The following is a 19897-nucleotide window of genomic DNA, read 5'->3' on the forward strand; positions in this document are numbered from 1 at the left end:
GCCGGACCCCGGCGCCTCACAACTTCCCGCCCCGCCCGCCGTCGCGCGGTGCGGGCGCGATCAGCGTCGACAGATACGGCAACGGCCCCTCGTCCAGCTCCGCCGCCGGCCGTATCGACTCCTCGGGCAGCCCGAGTGCCGAACCCCACACCGCGTCCTCGGTACGTCCCGTCTCCCGCAGCGCCGTGGCCACCTCCGCGGCCAGCCGCCCGAACTTGTACGCGACGACCGTGCCCGGACCTTCGAGAGCCTCCTTGAGGACCGCGGCCCCGGCGGTCACCGGCACCAGCGTCAACGGTTCCGTGCCCTCCGTCAGCACCGCACCGCTGCGGGCGGCCAGATCCTGCATGGCGGTGATCCCCGGTACGGTCTCCACGGCCGTCCCCGGCAGCAACTCACCGATCGTGTGCGCGAGATACGTGAACGTCGAGTACACATTGGGGTCGCCGATCGTCGCGAACGCCACCGAACCGTGCGTACGCAGCAGCTCCGCGACCCGCTCGCCCGCCGCGTCCCACGCCGCTTCCCGGCGCGCCCGGTCCGTCCGCTCGTTCAGCGCGAACACCACCCGCACGACCTTGTCGGCCGACACGTAGTGCAGCACCGTCGCCTCGGCCCGCCCCCGCTCACCGGTGTCCATCACCGGCACGACGACGACCGCCGCGTCACGCAGCGCGTTCACGCCCTTGACGGTCACCAGCTCCGGGTCACCGGGCCCGACACCGACGCCGACCAGCCTGCTCGTACCGTGACCGTGGTTCATCCCTTGCACCTCTCAACGAATCGGCGGGCCATACCGGGCGCCGAAGCCCAATGCGTATGCAGATAACTCGCATGCACGCCCTGCTGGACGAACCCCTCCACGCGGCGCTCCGGCTGATGCAGACCCCACGCCGGTTCGGCCCCGGCGCCCGGCTCCAGCACGGTCCGGTGGAACTCGTGCCCGCGCACCCGCGTCCCGGGCGCCGCCAGCACGCTGTCGGAGACCGCCACGGCCTCCCGGTAGCCGAGCGTCAGCCGTTCGGACATCCGCCCCCGGGCATCGAGTACCCCGCACATCGGCAGCCCGTCGAGCGAACGCGCCAGATACAGCAGCCCCGCACACTCGGCAGCCACCGGCGCCCCGGACTCCACCAGCTCGACAACGGCCCCGCGCAGCGCCTCGTTGGCGGACAGCTCCGACGCGTACACCTCCGGGAATCCGCCACCGACGACCAGCCCCCGGGTGCCCTCGGGCAACGCCTCGTCCCGCAACGGATCGAACGGCACGACCTCGGCCCCGGCGGCGGCGAGCAGCTCGGTGTGCTCGGCGTAGGAGAACGTGAACGCGGGCCCGCCCGCGACGGCGACCCTTCCGGCCCCGGCAACGGGCTCGCCGCACCCGGCCACCGCACCGGCCGCGTCCCACACCTCACCCGGCACCCCGGGCGCCGAACGGGCCAACGCCATGAGCGCGTCCAGGTCGCACCCCGCCCGCACCCGGTCCGCCATCGCCGCCACGGCGGCCGACGCGTCGGCCCGTCGCTCGGCCACCGGCACCAGCCCCAGATGCCGCGACGGCACGGCCACCCGCTCCGTCCGCCGCAGCACCCCCAGCACCGGCACGCCCGACTCGTCCAACGCGTCCCGCAACAGCGCCTCGTGCCGCGGGGAGCCGACCTTGTTCAGGATCACCCCGCCGATCCGCACCCGCGGATCCCACGAGGCGAAGCCGTGCACCAGCGCGGCCACGGACCGCGACTGCGACGACGCGTCGACGACCAGCACCACGGGCGCCCGCAGCAGTTTCGCGACCTGGGCGGTGGACGCCAGTTCGCCTTGCCCCGACGCCCCGTCGTACAGCCCCATCACACCCTCGACGACCGCCAGATCGCAGCCCAGCGCCCCGTGCGCGAACAGCGGGGCGATCAGCTCGGGTCCGCACATGTACGCGTCGAGATTGCGCCCCGGGCGTCCCGTGGCCAGCGTGTGGTACCCGGGATCGATGTAGTCGGGCCCGACCTTGTGCGCGGACACGGCAAGACCCCGCCCCGCGAAGGCCGCCATCAGCCCCGTGGCCACGGTGGTCTTGCCGCTCCCCGAAGCGGGCGCGGCGATCACCAGACGCGGAACGTTCACCGCGGGCCCCTCACCATTCGATGCCCCGCTGACCCTTCTGACCGGCGTCCATCGGGTGCTTGACCTTCGACATGTCGGTCACCAGGTCGGCGGCCGCCACCAGCTTCTCGGGAGCGTTGCGCCCGGTGATGACCACATGCTGCGTACCGGGACGGCTCCGCAGCACCTCGATCACCTCGTCGGTGTCGACCCAGCCCCAGTGCATCGGGTACGCGAACTCGTCGAGGACGTAGAGACGGTACGTCTCGGCGGCCAGGTCGCGCTTGACCTGCTCCCAGCCCTCGCGCGCCGCCTCCTCGTTGTCGAACTGCTCGTCGCGCTGCACCCACGACCAGCCCTCGCCCATCTTGTGCCAGGCGACGGAACCGCCCTCGCCGCTGGCCCCGAGGACCTTCAGCGCGTTCTCCTCGCCGACCTTCCACTTCGCCGACTTGACGAACTGGAAGACGCCGATCGGCCACCCCTGATTCCAGGCGCGCAGCGCCAGCCCGAAGGCCGCCGTCGACTTGCCCTTCCCGATGCCGGTGTGCACCACCAGCAGCGGGCGGTTGCGGCGCTGACGGGTGGTGAGCCCGTCGTCCGGCACGGTGGTCGGCTGTCCCTGCGGCATTACGCGGCCCTCCTGCTGGTTCCCTGAACGTCCTTGACGAGCCCGGCGATCGAGTCGGCCCGCAGTTCGTCGAGCGTGACGGCGGTGCCCCCCAGGTCGCGCGCGAGACTTCCCGCGAGACCGAGCCGTACCGGCCCCGACTCGCAGTCCACGACGACGGAGGCGGTGCCCTCGACCTCGTGCAGCCGCGCCGCCCGCGAGGCCAGCGCCACCGGCTCGGGCCCCCCGGTCGCCCGCCCGTCGGTCACCACGACCAGCAACGGCCGCCGCGACGGATCGCGCAGCCGCTCCACCCGCAGCACCTCGTGGGCCTTCAGCAGCCCGGCTGCCACGGGGGTGCGTCCTCCGGTCGGCAGCATCTCCAGCCGCGCCGCCGCCGCGTCCACCGACGACGTCGGAGGCAGTACCACCTCGGCGTCCCTGCCCCGGAAGGTGATGAGCCCGACCTTGTCCCGCCGCTGATACGCGTCCAGCAGCAGCGAAAGGACCGCACCCTTCACGGCGCTCATCCGCTGCCGGGCGGCCATCGACCCGGAGGCGTCCACCACGAACAGCACGAGGTTCCCCTCGCGCCCCTCCCGGGTCGCCTGCCGCAGATCGTCCCGTCGGACCACCAGTCCGCGCCCCGACCGCCCGCGTGCCCGCTGATGCGGGGCGGCGGCCCGCACGGTCGCCGCCAGATGCAGCTTGGTCAGGGCGCCCTGCGGACGCCGGGCGCCGGTCGTACGGCCGTGCTCGGTACGTGCCCGGGACCGCCGTCCCGCCGCGCCCTCGCCCAGGCCGGGCACGCTCAGCATCTTCGTGCGGAACGGTTCGGCGGCGCGTACGGGCTGCTGCTCACCGCCCCCGGAAGACTGCTGCCCCTGGCCCTGTCCTTGCTCGGGCACGGACTGCGCGGGCGTGTCGCCGGCCTCGCCCTCGGGCTGCGGCGGCGTGTCGGGCCCGTCGCCCCGCGGGGGACGGCCGCCGCCACCGGGGCCGTCCGGATCCGGGTCGTCGTCCTCGCCGCTGTTCTGCTCCAGCGTGTCGTCGAGCTTGTCCTCGTCCAGGCCCGGCGCGTCGAAGGGGTTGCGCCGACGCCGGTGCGGGAGCGCGAGCAGAGCGGCCTGCCGCACGTCCTCGGCGAGCACATCCGTACGTCCCGCCCATGCGGCCAGCGCCGTGGCCGTCCGTGCCATGACGATGTCCGCGCGCATCCCGTCGACCTCGAAGGCCGCACAGGTGGCCGCGATCTGCCGCAACGCCTTGTCCCCGAGGCGCACTTCGGGGAGCAGGGCCCGCGCGGCGACGATCCGGGCGCGCAACGCGCCCTCCTCGTCGGCCCACATGGCGGCGAATCCCGCCGGATCGTCGTCGTACGCCAGGCGTCGCCGCACGACCTCGACCCGCTGATCGGTCTCGCGGGACGCGGCGACCTCGACGGTCAGCCCGAACCGGTCGAGCAACTGCGGTCGCAGTTCCCCCTCTTCGGGGTTCATCGTCCCGACGAGCAGGAAACGTGCGGCGTGCCGTACGGAGACGCCTTCGCGCTCCACGTACGAGGCGCCCATGGCGGCGGCGTCCAGCAGCAGGTCCACGAGGTGGTCGTGGAGGAGGTTGACCTCGTCGACATACAGGATCCCGCGATGCGCGTCGGCGAGCAGCCCCGGCTCGAAGGCCTTCACGCCCTCGGCGAGCGCCCGCTCGATGTCGAGCGCGCCGACGAGCCGGTCCTCGGACGCGCCGACGGGCAGCTCGACCGTGCGCGCGTTGCGCGACACGCCGGTCCCGGGTTCGTGGGGGCCGTCCGGACACGCCGGATCGGGCGACACGGGGTCGCACGAGAACCGGCAGCCGGAGACGACGGAAACCTCGGGCATGAGCGCGGCGAGGGCGCGCACGGCCGTGGACTTGGCGGTGCCCTTCTCGCCGCGCACCAGCACTCCGCCGACAGCGGGAGAGACGGCGTTCAGCAGCAGCCCGAGCCGGAGATCGTCCTGCCCGACGACGGCGGTGAAGGGGTACGGCGTACTCACGATGCCTCCTTGGGGGTACGGCGGGGTGTCAGCCCCTCCGGCGCACGGGGAGCGGGGGTCCGGCGGCGGAGCCCCCGGTGGACGGGCATGGACGGACCGCTCATTCGTCCCCCTCCAGATCGCCTTCGAGCTCCAGATACGTGGCCCGCAGCCGCTCCAGCGTCTCCGCGTCCGGCTCCGCCCACAGCCCCCGCTCGGCCGCCTCCAGCAGCCGTTCCGAAATCCCGCGCAGCGCCCAGGGGTTGGACTTCTTCATGAAGTCCCGGTTGGTCTCGTCGAAGACGTACTCCGCCGACAACTTCTCGTACATCCAGTCGTCGACGACTCCCGCCGTGGCGTCGTACCCGAACAGGTAGTCCACGGTCGCGGCCATCTCGAAGGCGCCCTTGTACCCGTGCCGGCGCATGGCGGCCATCCATCGCGGGTTCACCACCCGCGCCCGGAACACCCGGTGGGTCTCCTCGCCCAGCGTCCGCGTCTTCACCTGGTCGGGCGTGGCGCTGTCGCCGACGTACGCCTCCGGCGACTCGCCGGTCAGATGCCGCACCATGGCGACCATGCCGCCGTGGTACTGGAAGTAGTCGTCCGCGTCGACCAGGTCGTGCTCGCGCGTGTCGACGTTCTTCGCCGCCACCGCGATCCGGCGGAACGCCGTCTCCATGTCGCCGCGCGCCGCCCGCCCGTCGAGCCCGCGCCCGTACGCGTAACCGCCCCAGACCGCGTACACCTCGGCCAGGTCCGCGTCGCTGCGCCAGTTCCGCGCGTCGATCAGCGGCAGCAGCCCCGCCCCGTACGCCCCCGGCTTGGACCCGAAGACGCGCGCCGTGGCCCGCCGCCGGTCGCCGTGGACCGCCGTGTCCTCGTCGGCGTGCGCCCGTACGTAGTTGGCGTCGGCCGGCTCGTCCAGCTCCGCCACGGCCCGCACCGCGTCGTCGATCAGCCCCACCACATGCGGGAACGCGTCGCGGAAGAACCCGGAGATCCGCACCGTCACATCGATGCGCGGGCGCCCCAGCTCACTCACGGGCACGACCTCGAACCCGGTCACCCGCCGCGAGGCGTCGTCCCACACCGGCCGACAGCCGAGCAGCGCCAGGATCTCCGCGATGTCGTCGCCCTGGGTACGCATGGCGGAGGTGCCCCACACGGTCAGGCCGACCGACTTCGGGTAGTCGCCCGTGTCGGCGAGATACCGGGCGATCAGGGAGTCGGCGAGCGACTGACCGACCTCCCACGACAGCCGCGACGGAATCGCCTTCGGGTCCACGGAGTAGAAGTTGCGTCCCGTCGGCAGCACATTGACGAGCCCGCGCGTGGGCGATCCGGACGGGCCGGCCGGCACGAAGCCGCCGTCCAGGGCCCGCAGGATGTGGGCGATCTCGTCCGTCGTCCGCGCCAGCCGCGGTACGACCTCCTCGCACGCGAAGCCCAGTACGGCCACCGCGTCCGGGAGTTCGAAGCCCAGCACGTCCCGTACCAGCCCCGCCGCGGCGGCGACGTCCCAGCCGCGCTCCTCCATGCCCTCCGCGAGCCGACGGCACAGCCGCTCCAGCAGATCGATCGCGTCGGATCCGGTGCGCGCCGGACCGTCGACCAGCTCGGTCAGTTCGACCGGCACCTTGACCGCGGCGCCGGGCTCGGCCAGCAGCTCCTTCTCGCCGAGCCCGAAGTGCCCGGCGATCGAGGCCCGCAGCCCCGGCAGCGCGTTCGCCGTGCCGCCCCACACCTGGGAGGCGCGCAGCACGGCCAGCACCAGGTTGACCCGCGCCTCGTCGACGGGACCGCCACCGAGGATGTGCAGGCCGTCGCGGATCTGCACGTCCTTGATCTCGCAGAGGTAGCCGTCGATGTGCATGACGAACGAGTCGAAGTCGTCGTCGCCCGGCTGTTCGTCGACATGGAGGTCGTGGTGCAGCTCGGCGGCCTTCACCAGCGTCCAGATCTGCGCCCGCACCGAGGGAGCCTTGGCCGGGTCGAGATCGCTGACCAGCGCGTACTCGTCGAGCAGCTGCTCCAGCTTGGCCAGGTCACCATAGGTGTCGGCACGGGCCATCGGCGGCACCAGATGGTCCACCACCGTGGCGTGTCCGCGTCGCTTGGCCTGAGTGCCCTCTCCCGGGTCGTTGACGATGAACGGGTAGATCAGCGGCAGTTCGCCGAGTACGGCGTCGGGGCCGCAGCCGGCGGACAGACCGAGGCCCTTGCCCGGCAGCCACTCCATCGTCCCGTGCTTGCCCATGTGGACGACGGCGTCCGCGCCGAAGGAGTTTTCCAGCCAGCGGTACGTCGCCATGTAGTGGTGGGACGGCGGCATGTCCGGGTCGTGGTAGATCGCGATCGGGTTCTCGCCGAAGCCGCGCGGCGGCTGGATCAGCACCACCACGTTCCCGAACTGCAGCGAGGCGAGGACGATCTCGTCCCCGTCCACGTACAGCGAACCCGGCGGCTCGCCCCAGTGCTCCAGCATCGAGTCGCGCAGCCCCGGTTCCAGCGTCTCGAACCAGGCCCGGTAGTCGGCGAGCGGCACCCGCGCGGGGGCGGCCGCGAGCTGATCCTCGGTCAGCCACTCGACGTCGTGTCCACCGGCCTCGATCAGACGGTGGATCAACTCGTCGCCGTTGTCCGGGTACCCGTCGACCGCGTAACCGGCCTCCCGCAGGGCGTCCAGGACCCGTACCGCCGACGCGGGCGTGTCCAGGCCGACGGCGTTGCCGACGCGGGAGTGCTTGGTCGGGTAGGCGGTGAAGACGAGGGCGAGCTTCTTCTCGGCGTTCGCCTTGTGCTTGAGAGCGGCGTGGCGCACCGCGATACCGGCGACACGCGCGGCGCGCCCGGGGTCGGCGCGGTACACCGGCACGTCGTCCGGTCCCTGCTCCTTAAAGGAGAACGGGACGGTGATCAGCCGGCCGTCGAACTCGGGGATCGCGACCTGCATCGCGGCGTCCATGGGGGAGAGCGCCGCGTCCGAGGCGTCCCACGCGTCGCGCGAGGAGGTCAGGCACAGGCCCTGGAGGACGGGGATGTTCAGCTCGGCGAGCGCGCCGATGTCCCAGGCCTCGTCGTCGCCCCCGGCGGAGGCGTCCGACGCGCGGGTGCCGCCCGCCGCGAGCACCGTGGCGACCAGGGCGTCCGCCCTGCCGAGCAGCTCGTAGAGACCGGCGTCCGCGCCGCGCAGCGAACCGCAGTACACCGGAAGGGCGTTGGCGCCGCGTGCCTCGACCGCGTCGCAGAGGACGTCCACGAACGACGTGTTCCCCGAGAGCTGGTGCGCCCGGTAGAAGAGCACGCCGACGGTCGGGCGGCCCTCGACGAACTCGCGGCCGCCGTGCAGGCCCCACTCGGGCATCTTCTGCGGCTCGGCGAAGCCGTGACCGGTCAGCAGGACGGTGTCGGAGAGGAAGCGGGCCAGTTCCACGAGGTTTCCGGGGCCGCCCTCCACGAGGTAGCGCAGCGCCTCGGCGACGACACCGGCGGGTACGGACGACTCGGCCATCAGCTCCGCGTCCGGCACGGCCTCGCCGCCCAGCAGCACGGTGGGGATGCCGGACGCCTTGAGGACGGCCAGCCCGTCCTCCCAGGCGCGTTTGCCGCCCAGGAGACGGACGACGGCGACGGAGGCGCCCTCGATCAGTGCGGGGAGTTCCTCGTGGACGTCGAGGCGGGTGGGATTGCCGATCCGGTACGGCGCGCCGCTGGCGTGGGCGGCGAGGAGGTCCGTGTCGGCGGTCGACAGCAACAGCACGGTGCTCGTAGGGGCGTTCATGCGCGTGCTCCAGGTGCTCCGGGGGCGATGAAGGGAAGTCCTGAGGGCGCGCCCGACTCGATGAGCCGGAGCAGCGCGTCGGTGTCCGCGTGTTCTTCGATGAGGTCGCCGAGGCGGTCGAGCTGTTCCTCGCGCAGCGTGGCGAAGGCGGTGTCGGGAGCGGGGGCGAAGCGCCGGCCGGCGGCCCGCGCGATCTCGGTCAGGAAGCGGCGGCGGAACTCGTCGCTTTCCAGCGCGCCGTGCCAGTGGGTGCCCCACACGGCGCCGGCCCGGCAGCCGTCCAGGCTGCGGCCTCGGTCATCGGAGATGAACGCTTCACCTCCGCGTACGTCGGCGACGCCGTGGTGGATCTCGTACCCCTCGACGGGGGCGCCGAGCGCCTCGCCCGAGGGGCGGGCGAGGGTCTTCTCGCGGTCGAAGCGGACGCGTACGGGCAGCAGGCCGAGGCCGTCGACGTGCCCGGCCCGCGACTCGACCTCGTCCTCGATGTGTTCGCCGAGGATCTGGAAGCCGCCGCAGATGCCGAGGACCGGTCCGCCCTCGGCGGCGCGCCGGGCCAGGGCGTCGGCGAGACCGCGCTCGCGCAGCCAGGCCAGCGCCTTCACGGTGCCGCGGGTGCCCGGCACGACGACGAGGTCGGCGTCGGCCAGCTCCTCGGCACGGTCCACGAACCGCACGACGACGCCCGGTTCGGCGGCCAGCGCGTCCACATCGGTGAAGTTCGACATCAGCGGCACGGCGCACACCGCGACGCGCAGCACGTCCTCGCCGTGCGGCGGCGCGACGACCGACTCCCGCACGGTCCCGCGCAACGAGACCCGCAGCCCGTCCTCCTCGTCGATGCCGAGGCCGTGGGCGAAGGGCAGCACCCCGTACGTCCGCCGTCCGGTGATCCCGCGCAGCATCTCCAGGCCCGGCTCCAGCAGCGACACGTCACCGCGGAACTTGTTGACGAGGTAGCCCGCGATCAGCGACTGGTCCTCGGCGTCGAGCAGCGCCGTCGTACCGAAGAAGGAGGCGAAGACGCCCCCGCGGTCGATGTCGCCGACGACCACCACCGGGAAGCGGGCCGCTCGTGCGATGCCCATGTTCACGATGTCCGTGCGCCGCAGATTGATCTCGGCCGGACTGCCCGCCCCTTCGCAGATCACTGCGTCATAGCTGCCCCGAAGCCGCTCCAGACAGTCCACGACCGTGGAGAGGAGCGCTTCCTGCCGGCCCCCGTGGTAGCCGCGTGCGCTCATCTCGCCGACCGGCCGGCCCATCAGGACGACCTGGCTGGAGCGGTCGCCGCCGGGCTTGAGCAGGACGGGGTTCATCAGCGCGGACGGCTCCACCCGCGCGGCCTGGGCCTGCATGGCCTGGGCGCGCCCGATCTCGGCGCCCTCGCGGGTGACGAACGAGTTCAGCGACATGTTCTGCGCCTTGAACGGCGCCACCTTCACGCCCTGGCGCACCAGCCAGCGGCAGATGCCCGCCGTGACGACGCTCTTGCCCGCGTCCGAGGTGGTTCCGGCGACCAGCAGCCCGCCGCTCATGTATGTCTCCGTCCTGCGATCCGAGTCCCTGCCGCAGCAGTTGCCGCGGTCCGGCGCCCCGCGATGCGTCGTGCGGCGAGGCCGGCGCCCAGCCGTCCCGCCACGCACACGCCCAGGGCGAGCGCGCTCACCCGGCGCGACAGCCGCACCGCGCGTTCGATGTCCTCGGTCTCCACCGCCCGGCCCCGTGCCCCGTTGAGGACGGGGCGGTGCTCGACCCTTCCGCCGTACGCGAGGGTCCCGCCGAGCCGCACGCCGAGCGCGCCCGCGAACGCGGCTTCCACCGGGCCCGCGTTGGGGCTCGGGTGCTTGGCCGCGTCGGCCCGCCAGGCCCGTACCGCGCCCCGTGGCCGCCCCCCGGCGGCCACGGCGAGCAGGGCCGTGAGCCGGGCACCGGGCCAGCCCGCGACGTCGTCGAGGCGGGCGGAGGCCCAGCCGTAGCGCCGGTGGCGGGGGGACTTGTGGCCGACCATGGCGTCGAGGGTGTTGACGGCCCGGAAGCCGACGAGCCCCGGCACCCCGCCCAGCGCGCCCCACACCAGGGCGCCGACCACCGCGTCCGAGGTGTTCTCGGCGACGGACTCCACCACGGCGCGGGCGATCTGCGGTCCGTCGAGGGAGTGCGGGTCGCGTCCGCACAGATGCGGCAGTCGCTCGCGGGCCGACCCGATGTCACCGGCCGCCAGGGCGTCGCCGATCGTCCGGGCCTCACGCCCCAGGGACGTACCGCCGACGACGGACCAGGTGGCGGCCGCGGTCAGGGCGACACGGGCGGCGGGACGGCCGCGCACGGCACGGGTGATCAGCGCGGCACCACCCGCGGCGCCCCCGGCCAGGACGAGGGTGTGCAGCGCGCCCCACCCGCGGTGGTCGCGCCACAGACGGCGTTCGACGCCCGCCGCGGCCCGCCCGAAGGCGGCGACCGGATGCCCCCTGCGGGGGTCACCGAGCAGCAGGTCACCGATCAGACCGGCCGTGGCACCGTACGCGAACATGCGGTCGGCACGCACGGCTCAACCGGCCGACGCGCCTCGAAGGACCTTCGTACAGGCGGCTCTCGACGAGAGCGCCACAGCAACGGACGCACGGCAGCCAGGCATGGCGATATGTCCTCACTCAGGGTCCGCGCCCTGGTTCGACGTGACCGGCGACGAGAGTCTCCTGGCTCCCGGATCCGCAGTTCCCCCGGCCTTCCAGCCCGCTCGCGCGCGCCGTGACTTCCGGTGTGGGGGACTGCTCCCCGGTGACAGTGGCGGGACCGCGCCGGATTCGCACCGGCTTCCTCTGCTGTCGCCGTAATTGGCTCCGGCAGTCCACCACGCTCCGCGAACGCCCGTCAACTTGCCGTTGACCTGCGGCGGCGCAGTGTGCTGAGGCCCACATCGGGCCGGGCACGCCGGAACGGGCCGGCCACACGAGGTGTGTCCGGCCCGTCGGGGAGTGCGCGGGGGAGGGCTCAGGCGACGATCAGATAGATCCCGTACGCGACCGCCGCCGCGCACAGCCCGAAGCAGATGTACGCGCCGGCGCGGGCCAGCAGCAGTGAGCCGCCGGTGCCGCCCTGCGCCGCCGGTTCGGGCTGCTTGGAGAGACCGACGATGCCCAGGGTGAAGAGACCCACCAGCGCGACGGTGACGACGAGGGAGACGCCGAAGACGGAGCCGAGGGCTGCCCAGTCGATGTTCATGCTGAATCCTTAGAGCGTCCGACAATCGGGGGGAGAAGGAACGGGGTTGGGTGCGTGCGGCTGCGAGGCGGAGGATTGAGGCATGGCGATCGACGACAATGCGGCAGATGCGCGCACCCAACCCCGCGACGCCGCCCTCCAATTGCCGGACGCTCTTCAGACGGCTGGCCTAGACGGTGGCGGGTCGCGCCGGGTCCTGGGGGGTTCCGGCCGGGGCCGGAATGGTGGTCTTGAGGTCCTGGGCCGTCGCCTGGGCCGCGGTGGGCGGCGGGCTGACGGCGGCGATGGCCGTGGTGACGACGCCCGCGGGCTCGGCCACGCCGTCCGCCGGCGCGACATCGCCGTGGCCGACCGGCTTGCGGCGTGACACCAGCCAGATCGAGCCGGAGCCCGCGACCAGCAGCGCCGCGACGACGACGACACCCCAGGTGCCCTGCTTGGTGAGGAGTTCCGCACCCGCGCCGACCAGGCCCGCGGCCGGCAGGGTCAGACCCCAGGCGACGAACATCCGGGTGGCGGTGGACCAGCGGACCACACCGCCCTGACGGCCGAGGCCCGCGCCCATGACGGCGCCGGAGCAGGACTGGGTGGTGGAGAGGGAGAAGCCGAGGTGGGAGGAGGCCAGGATGACCGTGGCCGCGCTGGTCTGGGCGGCGAAGCCCTGCGGCGGCCTGAGGTCGGTGAGGCCGCTGCCCATGGTGCGGATGATGCGCCAGCCGCCCAGGTAGGTGCCGAGCGCGATGGCCGTACCGGCGGCGACGATGACCCAGACCGGCGGGTTGGCGCCGGGGTGCAGGACGCCGCCGGTGACCAGGGCCAGGGTGATGATGCCCATGGTCTTCTGCGCGTCGTTGGTGCCGTGGGCGAGGGAGACCAGTCCGGCCGAGGCGATCTGACCGGCGCGGTAGCCCTTGGCGGTGGCCTTCTCCTGGGCGTCGTTGCGGATCTTCCCGCCGATCCGGTACGTCAGCCTGGTGGCCAGCAACGCGGCCAGGCCGGCGACGATCGGGGCGGCGACGGCGGGGAGCAGCACCTTGGTGACGACCGTGCCGCCGTTGACCGACGACCAGCCCGCCGACATCACGGCGGCACCGATCAGGCCGCCGAACAGGGCGTGCGAGGAGCTGGACGGCAGTCCGACCAGCCAGGTCAGCAGATTCCAGAGGATGGCGCCGACGAGTGCCGCGAAGATGACTTCTGTCCGCAACCCGTCCTCGTTGATGATCCCGCCGGAGATCGTCTTGGCGACCTCCACGGACAGGAACGCGCCGACGAGGTTGAGAACGGCGGACATGGCCACCGCTGTCTTCGGTCTGAGCGCACCGGTCGAGATGGTCGTCGCCATCGCGTTGGCGGTGTCGTGGAAACCGTTCGTGAAATCGAACACTAGAGCTGTCACGATCACAATCGCGAGGAGCAGCGTGATGTGTTCCATTTACCCAGGCAATCGTTCGACGTCATTGGCACGTGGACCGTAGGCAACCTGGGTGAACGGAAGATGAACTGGGAAGGGCGTTGTGGTGACTCGAAGCGGAGTCGGGTCACGCTGTTTGTCCTCCCCGGTGCGGCACGTGCCGGGGACGGGCCTCAAGGGGGCTGATTTCGGCCCCCGACACCCCTTTTGTGAACTTCACCGGTTTGTGACTTCTGTGGCCGATCGCATGTCCGTTCGGCATCCGGGCTGACAGGATCTCCGCATGAGCGATCAGCAGCGGGACGCGATCGGACGGGCCTGGGACGCGGTCGTCGCCACCGCCCGCAGGACGGCGGCGGACGGCCTCGTCGTGGGAACCTCGGGAAACGTGTCGGCCCGGGTCGGCGGGACGGTCCTGGTCACCCCCAGCGGAGTGCCGTACGAGAGGCTCGGCCCCGAGGATGCCGTCGGCGTCGATCTGGAGGGCAACCGGGTCCTCGGTGAACTGGCCCCGACCAGCGAACTCCCGCTTCATCTCGCGGTTTACCGGAACAGCGACGCGGCCGCTGTCGTGCACACCCACGCGGTGCACGCCACGGCCGTCTCCACCCTGGTCCCCGAGGTGCCCCCGGTCCACTACGCCGCCGCCATGCTCGGCGGCACCGTCCGGGTCGCGGCCTACGCGCGCTACGGAACCGAGGAGCTGGCCGAGAACATGCTCGCCGCCCTGCGGGACCGCACGGGCTGCCTGCTCCAGAACCACGGGACCGTCACCCACGGAGCCACCCTCGAAGAGGCGTACGACCGGACCGCCCAGCTGGAATGGCTCTGCCGGCTCTGGCTCGCCGCGAGCTCCGTGCCCGGACGGACCCCGAACCTCCTCTCCACGGCCCAGCTGCGCGACGTACAGGAAGCACTGAAGGGGTACGGACAGCCGGGCTGAACCGGCCGGTCCCGCCCCCGCCGGGCCACCGGACGGCCCCGTCCGCTGGCAGGGTGCACAACACCCCACGACACTGGAGCCGTGCGCCCGGCAACAGTCACGGCAGCAGCCGTCACCACGATCCTCGGCGTCGGTGCGGCAGCGGTCGCCGCCGGCCGGTACGCCAGCGACGCCGCCCTCAGGGCGCCGTCCGGACAACCGCTCCCGGCCGACCGCAGACTCACCGTGCACGCCACGGCCGCCGGGCAGATCACGCTGACCCGCTCCTTCGCCGCCCTGCGGCCCGGTACGTACGGACTGGTGGGCGACGACCTCCACGCCGTGGTCGGCCCGGTGATCGAACACGCCCACCACGCCCCCGACACCGTCGTCCGCAGACTCGAACGCGTCGACCGAGGCAGCCTGGAACCCGGCGCCAAGGTCCGGATCACCCCGCAGCTGCACAGCGGCGACCCCTCCTCGGCCCTCGGCCTCGAACACGAGGAGGTCGGGATCCCCGGTGAACTCGGCACCCTGCCCGCCTGGTTCCTGCCCGGCCCCCGCGACACCTGGGTGATCACCGTGCACGGACTCGGGACCACCTGGGAACACCCCATGAACGTCATGGGCTTCCTGCACGATCTGCGCCTGCCCGTGCTCGATCTCGCCTACCGCGGCGACGCCGGGGCCCCGCGTTCCCCCGACGGCCTCGCCCATCTCGGCGAATCCGAATGGCGCGACCTGGACGCGGCGATCCGCTTCGCCGTGCGGTACGGGGCCGAGAAGGTCGTCCTGCACGGCTGGTCCACCGGCGCCTCGATGGCGCTGCACGCGGCCGTCAACTCCGCGCTGCGCGACCGGATCGGCGGTCTCGTCCTCGACTCCCCGGTCCTGGACTGGGCCGCCACGCTGCGCGCCCTGGCCGCCGCCCGCGGTGTCCCCGCCGCGTTGCTGCCGCTGGCCGTCCGGGCCGCGCAGGGGCAGACCGGGCTGCACGGCGCCCGGCTCCTGGACGGCTCGATCGCATCGGCGCTGCGTGCCCCGACCCTGATCTTCCACGGCCCGGACGACACCCTGGCCCCCTGGCAGCCCTCCCGCGATCTCGCCGCCCGTCGCCCGGAACTCGTGGCGCTGCACGCCGTACCGCAGGCTCCGCATGCGGCGATGTGGAATGCCGATCCGGTCCACTACGAGGAGATCCTGCGTCGCTTCCTCACACCTCTGATGTGAGCTGATGCGAGGGATCGGCTGATTGGTGCCGGAGCCGGCCCGGCACCCCTCCGCCCGCGAATTCAGGTTCCGTTTGGGCTTTCGGGCCGTCAGGGGCAAGACTGCTCCCCGTGACGTCCCGTACTCCGCGCGACTCCAGGCTGCGACTTGTCCGCCCGCGACCCCTTGCCACCGCTCGCAAGGCCGTGACCACCCGGCGCACCAGGCCGGCCCCGCGCCCCCCGGAGGGCACCCCACCCCGGGCGGAACTGGCCCGCCAGGCCAGGACGGCCCTCGCCGACGCCGTACGGATCGCCCGCTGGGCGGCGGACGGCGCGATCCCCGGCGCTCCGCCGCCGGCCGCCCATGCTCTCGAACGGGCCGCGACGGCCCTGGAGTTGTCCCCGGCCCAGGTGCGCTCCGGCTGGGACCGGGCCCGCCTCGCCGGACTCGTCGAACTGCACGGGGGCACCGCACGTCCCGGTTGGCGGCTGCGCGCCTGGGATCGCGACGACTCCGCCGTGCTGCGCGGCTGGGTGGCGCTCTTCGACGCCTGGTCGCTCGTCCACCCCGCGCCCGACGGCATCGAGTCGACCGCGGTCGCCGAGGCCGTCGAGGCCGTGCCGCAGGTGCTCTCCCTCCTCCAGCTCTCGGCCGGCCCGGTCACCGTGCCCGCCCTCCTGGACCTTCTCGGCCAGCGCGTCGCGGAACTCCACGAGGAACGCTGCGAGGTGCCGTACGGACCGGAGGCGATGCCCGGACCGGCCGAAGCCGCCCCCGCGGCACACCCCGCCGCCCTGGTCGCCCTTCTTCTGGACTGGGCCCTGGAGGGGCTGGCCGCCGTCGGCGCGCTCACCCTGGGCGCCGGGCACGCCACCCTCACCCCGCTCGGCAACTGGGCGGTCTGGGTCAAGCTGGAACAGATCTGCGTGGCGGCCCAGAGCCCGGCCGGGAACATCGAGCAGTCCGCCGCCGACATGCTCCTCGGCTGCGCCCGCCTCACCCCCGGCCCGGCCCGCGACGAGTACCGCGCCTGGCTCGCCGCCCGCCCCGTCGGCAGCGCCGTCGCCGAACTCCTCGCCGTCGCCCGGGGCGAGGACGCGCTGCTGCGCGGGCTCGCCTTCGAGGCGCTCCGGGTCGTGGGCGCCCCCGCCGAACCCGAGGTGCGCTCCGTCGCCGACGACCCCTCGCTGCGCCCCTACGCACTGCTGTGGCTGGCCGAGTACGAGGGCACCGACCCCGAGGACGCCCAGGACGTCCTCAGCCGGGAGGAGGCCACCTGGCTCTGGGTGGACACCGCCGCGGCCGTCGCCGACCACGGGGAGACCGGGCTGCTGGTCCGCCATCTCGACTCGGCCGTCCAGGGCACCGTCCCGGCGCTGCTGGACGAGGTACGGGCCGTCGGGCACCCGCGCACCGTGCAGGTCCTGGTCGCCCTGGCCGCCGCGCACCCGGACCCCGCGCTGGCCAAAGCGATGCGCCGGGCCGCGTTCCAGGTGCACACGGGCGGCGCGTAGCACGGGTGTGTCCGCACCGGACGGGCCCGGTCCCGGGCCCGTCCGGCCGTCAGCCGGCCGACCCCGGCGCGTACGTCCCGAAGCTCCACACATTGCCCTCCGCGTCCCGCGCCATGTAGTCGCGCGAGCCGTAGTCCTGGTCCGTGGGCGGCATCAGGATCTCCACCCCGTGCTCCACGGCACGGGCGTGATGCGCGTCGACCTCGTCCACCACGACGTAGACACCGGCCGGTCCCGCGTCCCGCATCGCCTTGGCGAAGACACCCTCACGCCCCTTGGATCCCAGCATCACCCTGCCGTTGCCGCAGGACAGCTCCGCGTGGAGCACCTGGCCGTTCTCACCCTCGTACACCGCTTCCTGGGTGAAGCCGAGGCCCTCCGTCAGCGTCTTGATCGCGGCCTTCGCGTCGTCGTACAGAATCGTCGGATAGATCGTCGGAACGCCGGCCGGTGCGCCTGCCATGGCGCTCACCTCTTCCCGTACTCCATGAACCGTTTCCCGAATTCTGTGATCTGCGTCTCAGATCTGGTCCCAGTCTTCCATCGGCCACCGACAACGGCCCGGCCTGGCCCGTCCCACCCGGCCCGGCAGGGAAACCGCCCCGCGGCCAGGGCGGAACGGCCGGGTTCAGCGGAAGGTGTTGCAGTCGGCCATGTCGCCGCGGCGGAATCCGGCGGTGAACCACTGCTGCCGCTGCGCGGACGAACCGTGCGTCCAGGACTCCGGCGTGACCCGGCCCTGGAACCTCTCCTGGATCCGGTCGTCCCCGACCGCGGCGGCCGCGTCCAGCCAGTCCCGGATGTCCGACCGCGTCAGCGAGGTGATCAGCGGCCGACCGGTCGACTCGTCGGGCGTCGTCGTCGCGTGATGCGCCCAGACCCCGGCGTAGCAGTCCGCCTGCAGTTCCACCTTGACCGCGTTGCTGTTCGCGCCGGCGCGACCGCCCTGCGCCCGGCTCAGCGTCCCCATGAGGTCCTGCACATGGTGTCCGTACTCATGGGCGACGACGTACGCCTGGGCGAACGGGCCGCCGCTGGAGCCGAACCTCGTCCGCAGCTCGTCGAAGAACCCGAGGTCCGGATAGACCTGCCGGTCGCCCGGACAGTAGAACGGCCACCCTCTGCTCCGGCCGTGGTGGTCTCGCCACCTCCGCCGAGTATCGGGCAGTTCACTCGGCGATGCCCTTTTCGGTCGCGCGGTGGAGTGGGGCGGCAGCGCTGAGCGAGTCCCGGCAAGTGCCGTGAACTCATGCGGAAAAGCAGTTGCACACCGCCAGTAGACTGACCCCTATGGCAAATCTCCCTGTGCATGAGTAGCGGCGTCGAGTCGAACTCAGTCATCGTCCCGTCCGCCGTCCACACCGCCCTGGAGTTTTACCGTGATCACCGCTTCCGGCATCGAGCTGCGCGCCGGCGCCCGCATCCTCATCGAGTCCGCCTCCTTCCGCATCTCCAAGGGTGACCGGATCGGCCTCGTCGGCCGCAACGGAGCGGGCAAGACCACTCTCACCAAGTGCCTGGCGGGTGAGGGCAACCCCGCGGGCGGCAGCATCACGCGCTCCGGCGAGGTCGGCTATCTCCCGCAGGACCCGCGCACCGGTGACCTCGACGTACTCGCCCGGGACCGCATCCTCTCCGCCCGCGGTCTCGACGAGATCCTGCGCAAGATGCGTGAGAACGAGGAACGGATGGCGAACGGCAAGGGCGCCACCCGTGAGAAGGCGATGAAGAAGTACGAGCGCCTGGAGACGGAGTTCCTCACCAAGGGCGGGTACGCCGCCGAGGCCGAGGCCGCCACCATCGCCGCCGCGCTCAGCCTGCCCGACCGGGTGCTCGGACAACCGCTCCGCACGCTCTCCGGCGGTCAGCGCCGCCGCGTCGAGCTGGCCCGCATCCTGTTCTCGGACGCCGACATCCTGCTGCTCGACGAGCCGACCAACCACCTCGACGCCGACTCGATCGTCTGGCTGCGCGACTACCTCAAGACCTACCGCGGCGGCTTCATCGTGATCTCCCACGATGTCGAGCTCGTCGAGACGGTCGTCAACAAGGTCTTCTACCTCGACGCCAACCGCTCGCAGATCGACATCTACAACATGGGCTGGAAGCTCTACCAGCAGCAGCGCGAGGCGGACGAGAAGCGCCGCAAGCGCGAGCGGCAGAACGCCGAGAAGAAGGCCGCGGCCCTCAACTCGCAGGCCGACAAGATGCGCGCCAAGGCCACCAAGACGGTCGCCGCGCAGAACATGGCCAAGCGTGCCGAGCGGCTGCTCTCCGGCCTGGAGGCCGTCCGGGTCTCCGACAAGGTCGCCAAGCTGCGCTTCCCCGAGCCCGCGCCGTGCGGCAGGACCCCCCTGATGGCGGAGGGGCTGTCCAAGTCGTACGGCTCGCTCGAAATCTTCACCGATGTGGACCTCGCCATCGACAAGGGCTCCCGGGTCGTCATCCTCGGACTCAACGGCGCGGGCAAGACCACGCTGCTCCGGCTCCTCGGCGGCGCCGAGAAGCCCGACACCGGCCAGGTCATCGAGGGGCACGGACTCAAGCTCGGCTACTACGCCCAGGAGCACGAGACCCTCGACCCGGACCGCTCCGTGCTGGAGAACATGCGCTCCGCGGCGCCGGACCTCGACCTCGTCGACGTCCGCAAGACGCTGGGCTCGTTCCTCTTCTCCGGCGACGACGTCGACAAGCCCGCCGGAGTCCTCTCCGGCGGTGAGAAGACCCGTCTCGCGCTGGCGACCCTGGTGGTCTCCTCCGCCAACGTGCTGCTCCTGGACGAGCCGACGAACAACCTCGACCCGGCCAGCCGCGAGGAGATCCTCGGCGCGCTGCGCACCTACAAGGGCGCCGTCGTCCTCGTCACGCACGACGAGGGGGCGGTCGAGGCCCTCCAGCCGGAGCGCATCATCCTGCTGCCGGACGGGGTCGAGGACCTGTGGGGTGCGGACTACCAGGACCTGGTCGCCCTGGCCTGATCCCCGTCCGGCCACCGTCTGATCCACTCCGAATGGATCATTCGGCCTACGCGTGATCCATCATCTGCGTGAGTACGTCTCGTACCTCGGCGCGGCGCCCGGCAGATGGCTGCCGGGCGCACCCGT

The 19897-nt window shown here is 72.5% G+C and carries 14 protein-coding genes, 1 pseudogene and 1 riboswitch; of the genes and pseudogenes, 4 read left to right on the top strand and 11 right to left on the bottom strand.

The features are described from left to right. Positions 1-16: 16 nt before the first annotated feature. From cobI to ACIOHC_RS26950, 9 genes are all read right to left on the bottom strand, one after another. Positions 17-763 (bottom strand): precorrin-2 C(20)-methyltransferase, encoded by a 747-nt coding sequence (gene cobI, locus ACIOHC_RS26910; protein WP_351078974.1) that lies wholly within the window; start codon positions 761-763, stop codon positions 17-19. Beyond that, positions 760-2118 (bottom strand): cobyrinate a,c-diamide synthase, encoded by a 1359-nt coding sequence (locus tag ACIOHC_RS26915; protein WP_401844275.1) that lies wholly within the window; start codon positions 2116-2118, stop codon positions 760-762. The genes cobI and ACIOHC_RS26915 overlap by 4 nt, the downstream gene beginning before the upstream one ends. A gap of 10 nt (positions 2119-2128) precedes the next feature. After that, positions 2129-2728, bottom strand: coding sequence for a cob(I)yrinic acid a,c-diamide adenosyltransferase (gene cobO, locus ACIOHC_RS26920; protein ID WP_376210088.1), 600 nt, complete (start codon positions 2726-2728; stop codon positions 2129-2131). Further along, positions 2728-4743, bottom strand: coding sequence for a putative cobaltochelatase (locus ACIOHC_RS26925; RefSeq protein ID WP_351078983.1), 2016 nt, complete (start codon positions 4741-4743; stop codon positions 2728-2730). The genes cobO and ACIOHC_RS26925 overlap by 1 nt, the downstream gene beginning before the upstream one ends. Before the next feature lie 100 nt (positions 4744-4843). Further along, on the bottom strand, positions 4844-8506 hold the full coding sequence (cobN, locus tag ACIOHC_RS26930; protein WP_401844278.1) for a cobaltochelatase subunit CobN: 3663 nt from the start codon (positions 8504-8506) through the stop codon (positions 4844-4846). After that, the gene (locus ACIOHC_RS26935; RefSeq protein WP_401844280.1) at positions 8503-10044 is read right to left on the bottom strand and encodes a cobyric acid synthase; all 1542 of its coding nucleotides are present in this window, start codon (positions 10042-10044) and stop codon (positions 8503-8505) included. Before ACIOHC_RS26935 ends, cobN begins: the two co-directional genes overlap by 4 nt. Further along, a complete protein-coding gene (locus tag ACIOHC_RS26940) occupies positions 10041-11054 on the bottom strand; it encodes a cobalamin biosynthesis protein (protein ID WP_351078991.1) in 1014 nt (337 codons plus the stop codon). The genes ACIOHC_RS26935 and ACIOHC_RS26940 overlap by 4 nt, the downstream gene beginning before the upstream one ends. 144 nt (positions 11055-11198) lie before the next feature. Next, a riboswitch (cobalamin riboswitch) is annotated at positions 11199-11330 on the bottom strand. A gap of 170 nt (positions 11331-11500) precedes the next feature. After that, complete coding sequence (locus tag ACIOHC_RS26945) at positions 11501-11731, bottom strand: hypothetical protein (RefSeq protein ID WP_351078994.1); 231 nt, start codon at positions 11729-11731, stop codon at positions 11501-11503. 169 nt (positions 11732-11900) lie between these two features. Beyond that, a complete protein-coding gene (locus ACIOHC_RS26950; protein ID WP_351078997.1) occupies positions 11901-13166 on the bottom strand; it encodes an inorganic phosphate transporter in 1266 nt (421 codons plus the stop codon). 262 nt (positions 13167-13428) lie between these two features. Here ACIOHC_RS26950 and ACIOHC_RS26955 point away from each other — a divergent pair, with 262 nt between their 5' ends. The 3 genes from ACIOHC_RS26955 (at position 13429) to ACIOHC_RS26965 (ending at position 16793) form a co-directional block, all read left to right on the top strand. Beyond that, complete coding sequence (locus tag ACIOHC_RS26955; RefSeq protein ID WP_365691958.1) at positions 13429-14088, top strand: class II aldolase/adducin family protein; 660 nt, start codon at positions 13429-13431, stop codon at positions 14086-14088. 81 nt (positions 14089-14169) lie between these two features. Then, positions 14170-15297, top strand: coding sequence for a hypothetical protein (locus ACIOHC_RS26960; RefSeq protein WP_351079000.1), 1128 nt, complete (start codon positions 14170-14172; stop codon positions 15295-15297). A 185-nt stretch (positions 15298-15482) separates the two neighbouring features. Next, entirely contained in the window at positions 15483-16793 is a 1311-nt protein-coding gene (locus ACIOHC_RS26965) for a hypothetical protein (protein ID WP_351079018.1), read from the top strand. 49 nt (positions 16794-16842) lie between these two features. Here ACIOHC_RS26965 and ACIOHC_RS26970 read toward each other — a convergent pair whose 3' ends face one another. Both ACIOHC_RS26970 and ACIOHC_RS26975 read right to left on the bottom strand, forming a co-directional pair. Continuing rightward, positions 16843-17256 (bottom strand): VOC family protein, encoded by a 414-nt coding sequence (locus tag ACIOHC_RS26970; protein ID WP_351079002.1) that lies wholly within the window; start codon positions 17254-17256, stop codon positions 16843-16845. 165 nt (positions 17257-17421) lie between these two features. After that, positions 17422-17907: pseudogene (locus ACIOHC_RS26975) on the bottom strand (neutral zinc metallopeptidase); the annotation flags it as partial. 265 nt (positions 17908-18172) lie between these two features. Between ACIOHC_RS26975 and ACIOHC_RS26980 the strand changes: the two are divergent. Then, positions 18173-19771 carry an ABC-F family ATP-binding cassette domain-containing protein gene (locus ACIOHC_RS26980; protein ID WP_351079004.1) on the top strand — a complete coding sequence of 533 codons (1599 nt, stop codon included), beginning with the start codon at positions 18173-18175 and terminating at the stop codon, positions 19769-19771. Positions 19772-19897 lie beyond the last annotated feature (126 nt).

The organism is Streptomyces sp. NPDC088252 (assembly GCF_044740965.1).
Lineage (GTDB): Bacteria > Actinomycetota > Actinomycetes > Streptomycetales > Streptomycetaceae > Streptomyces.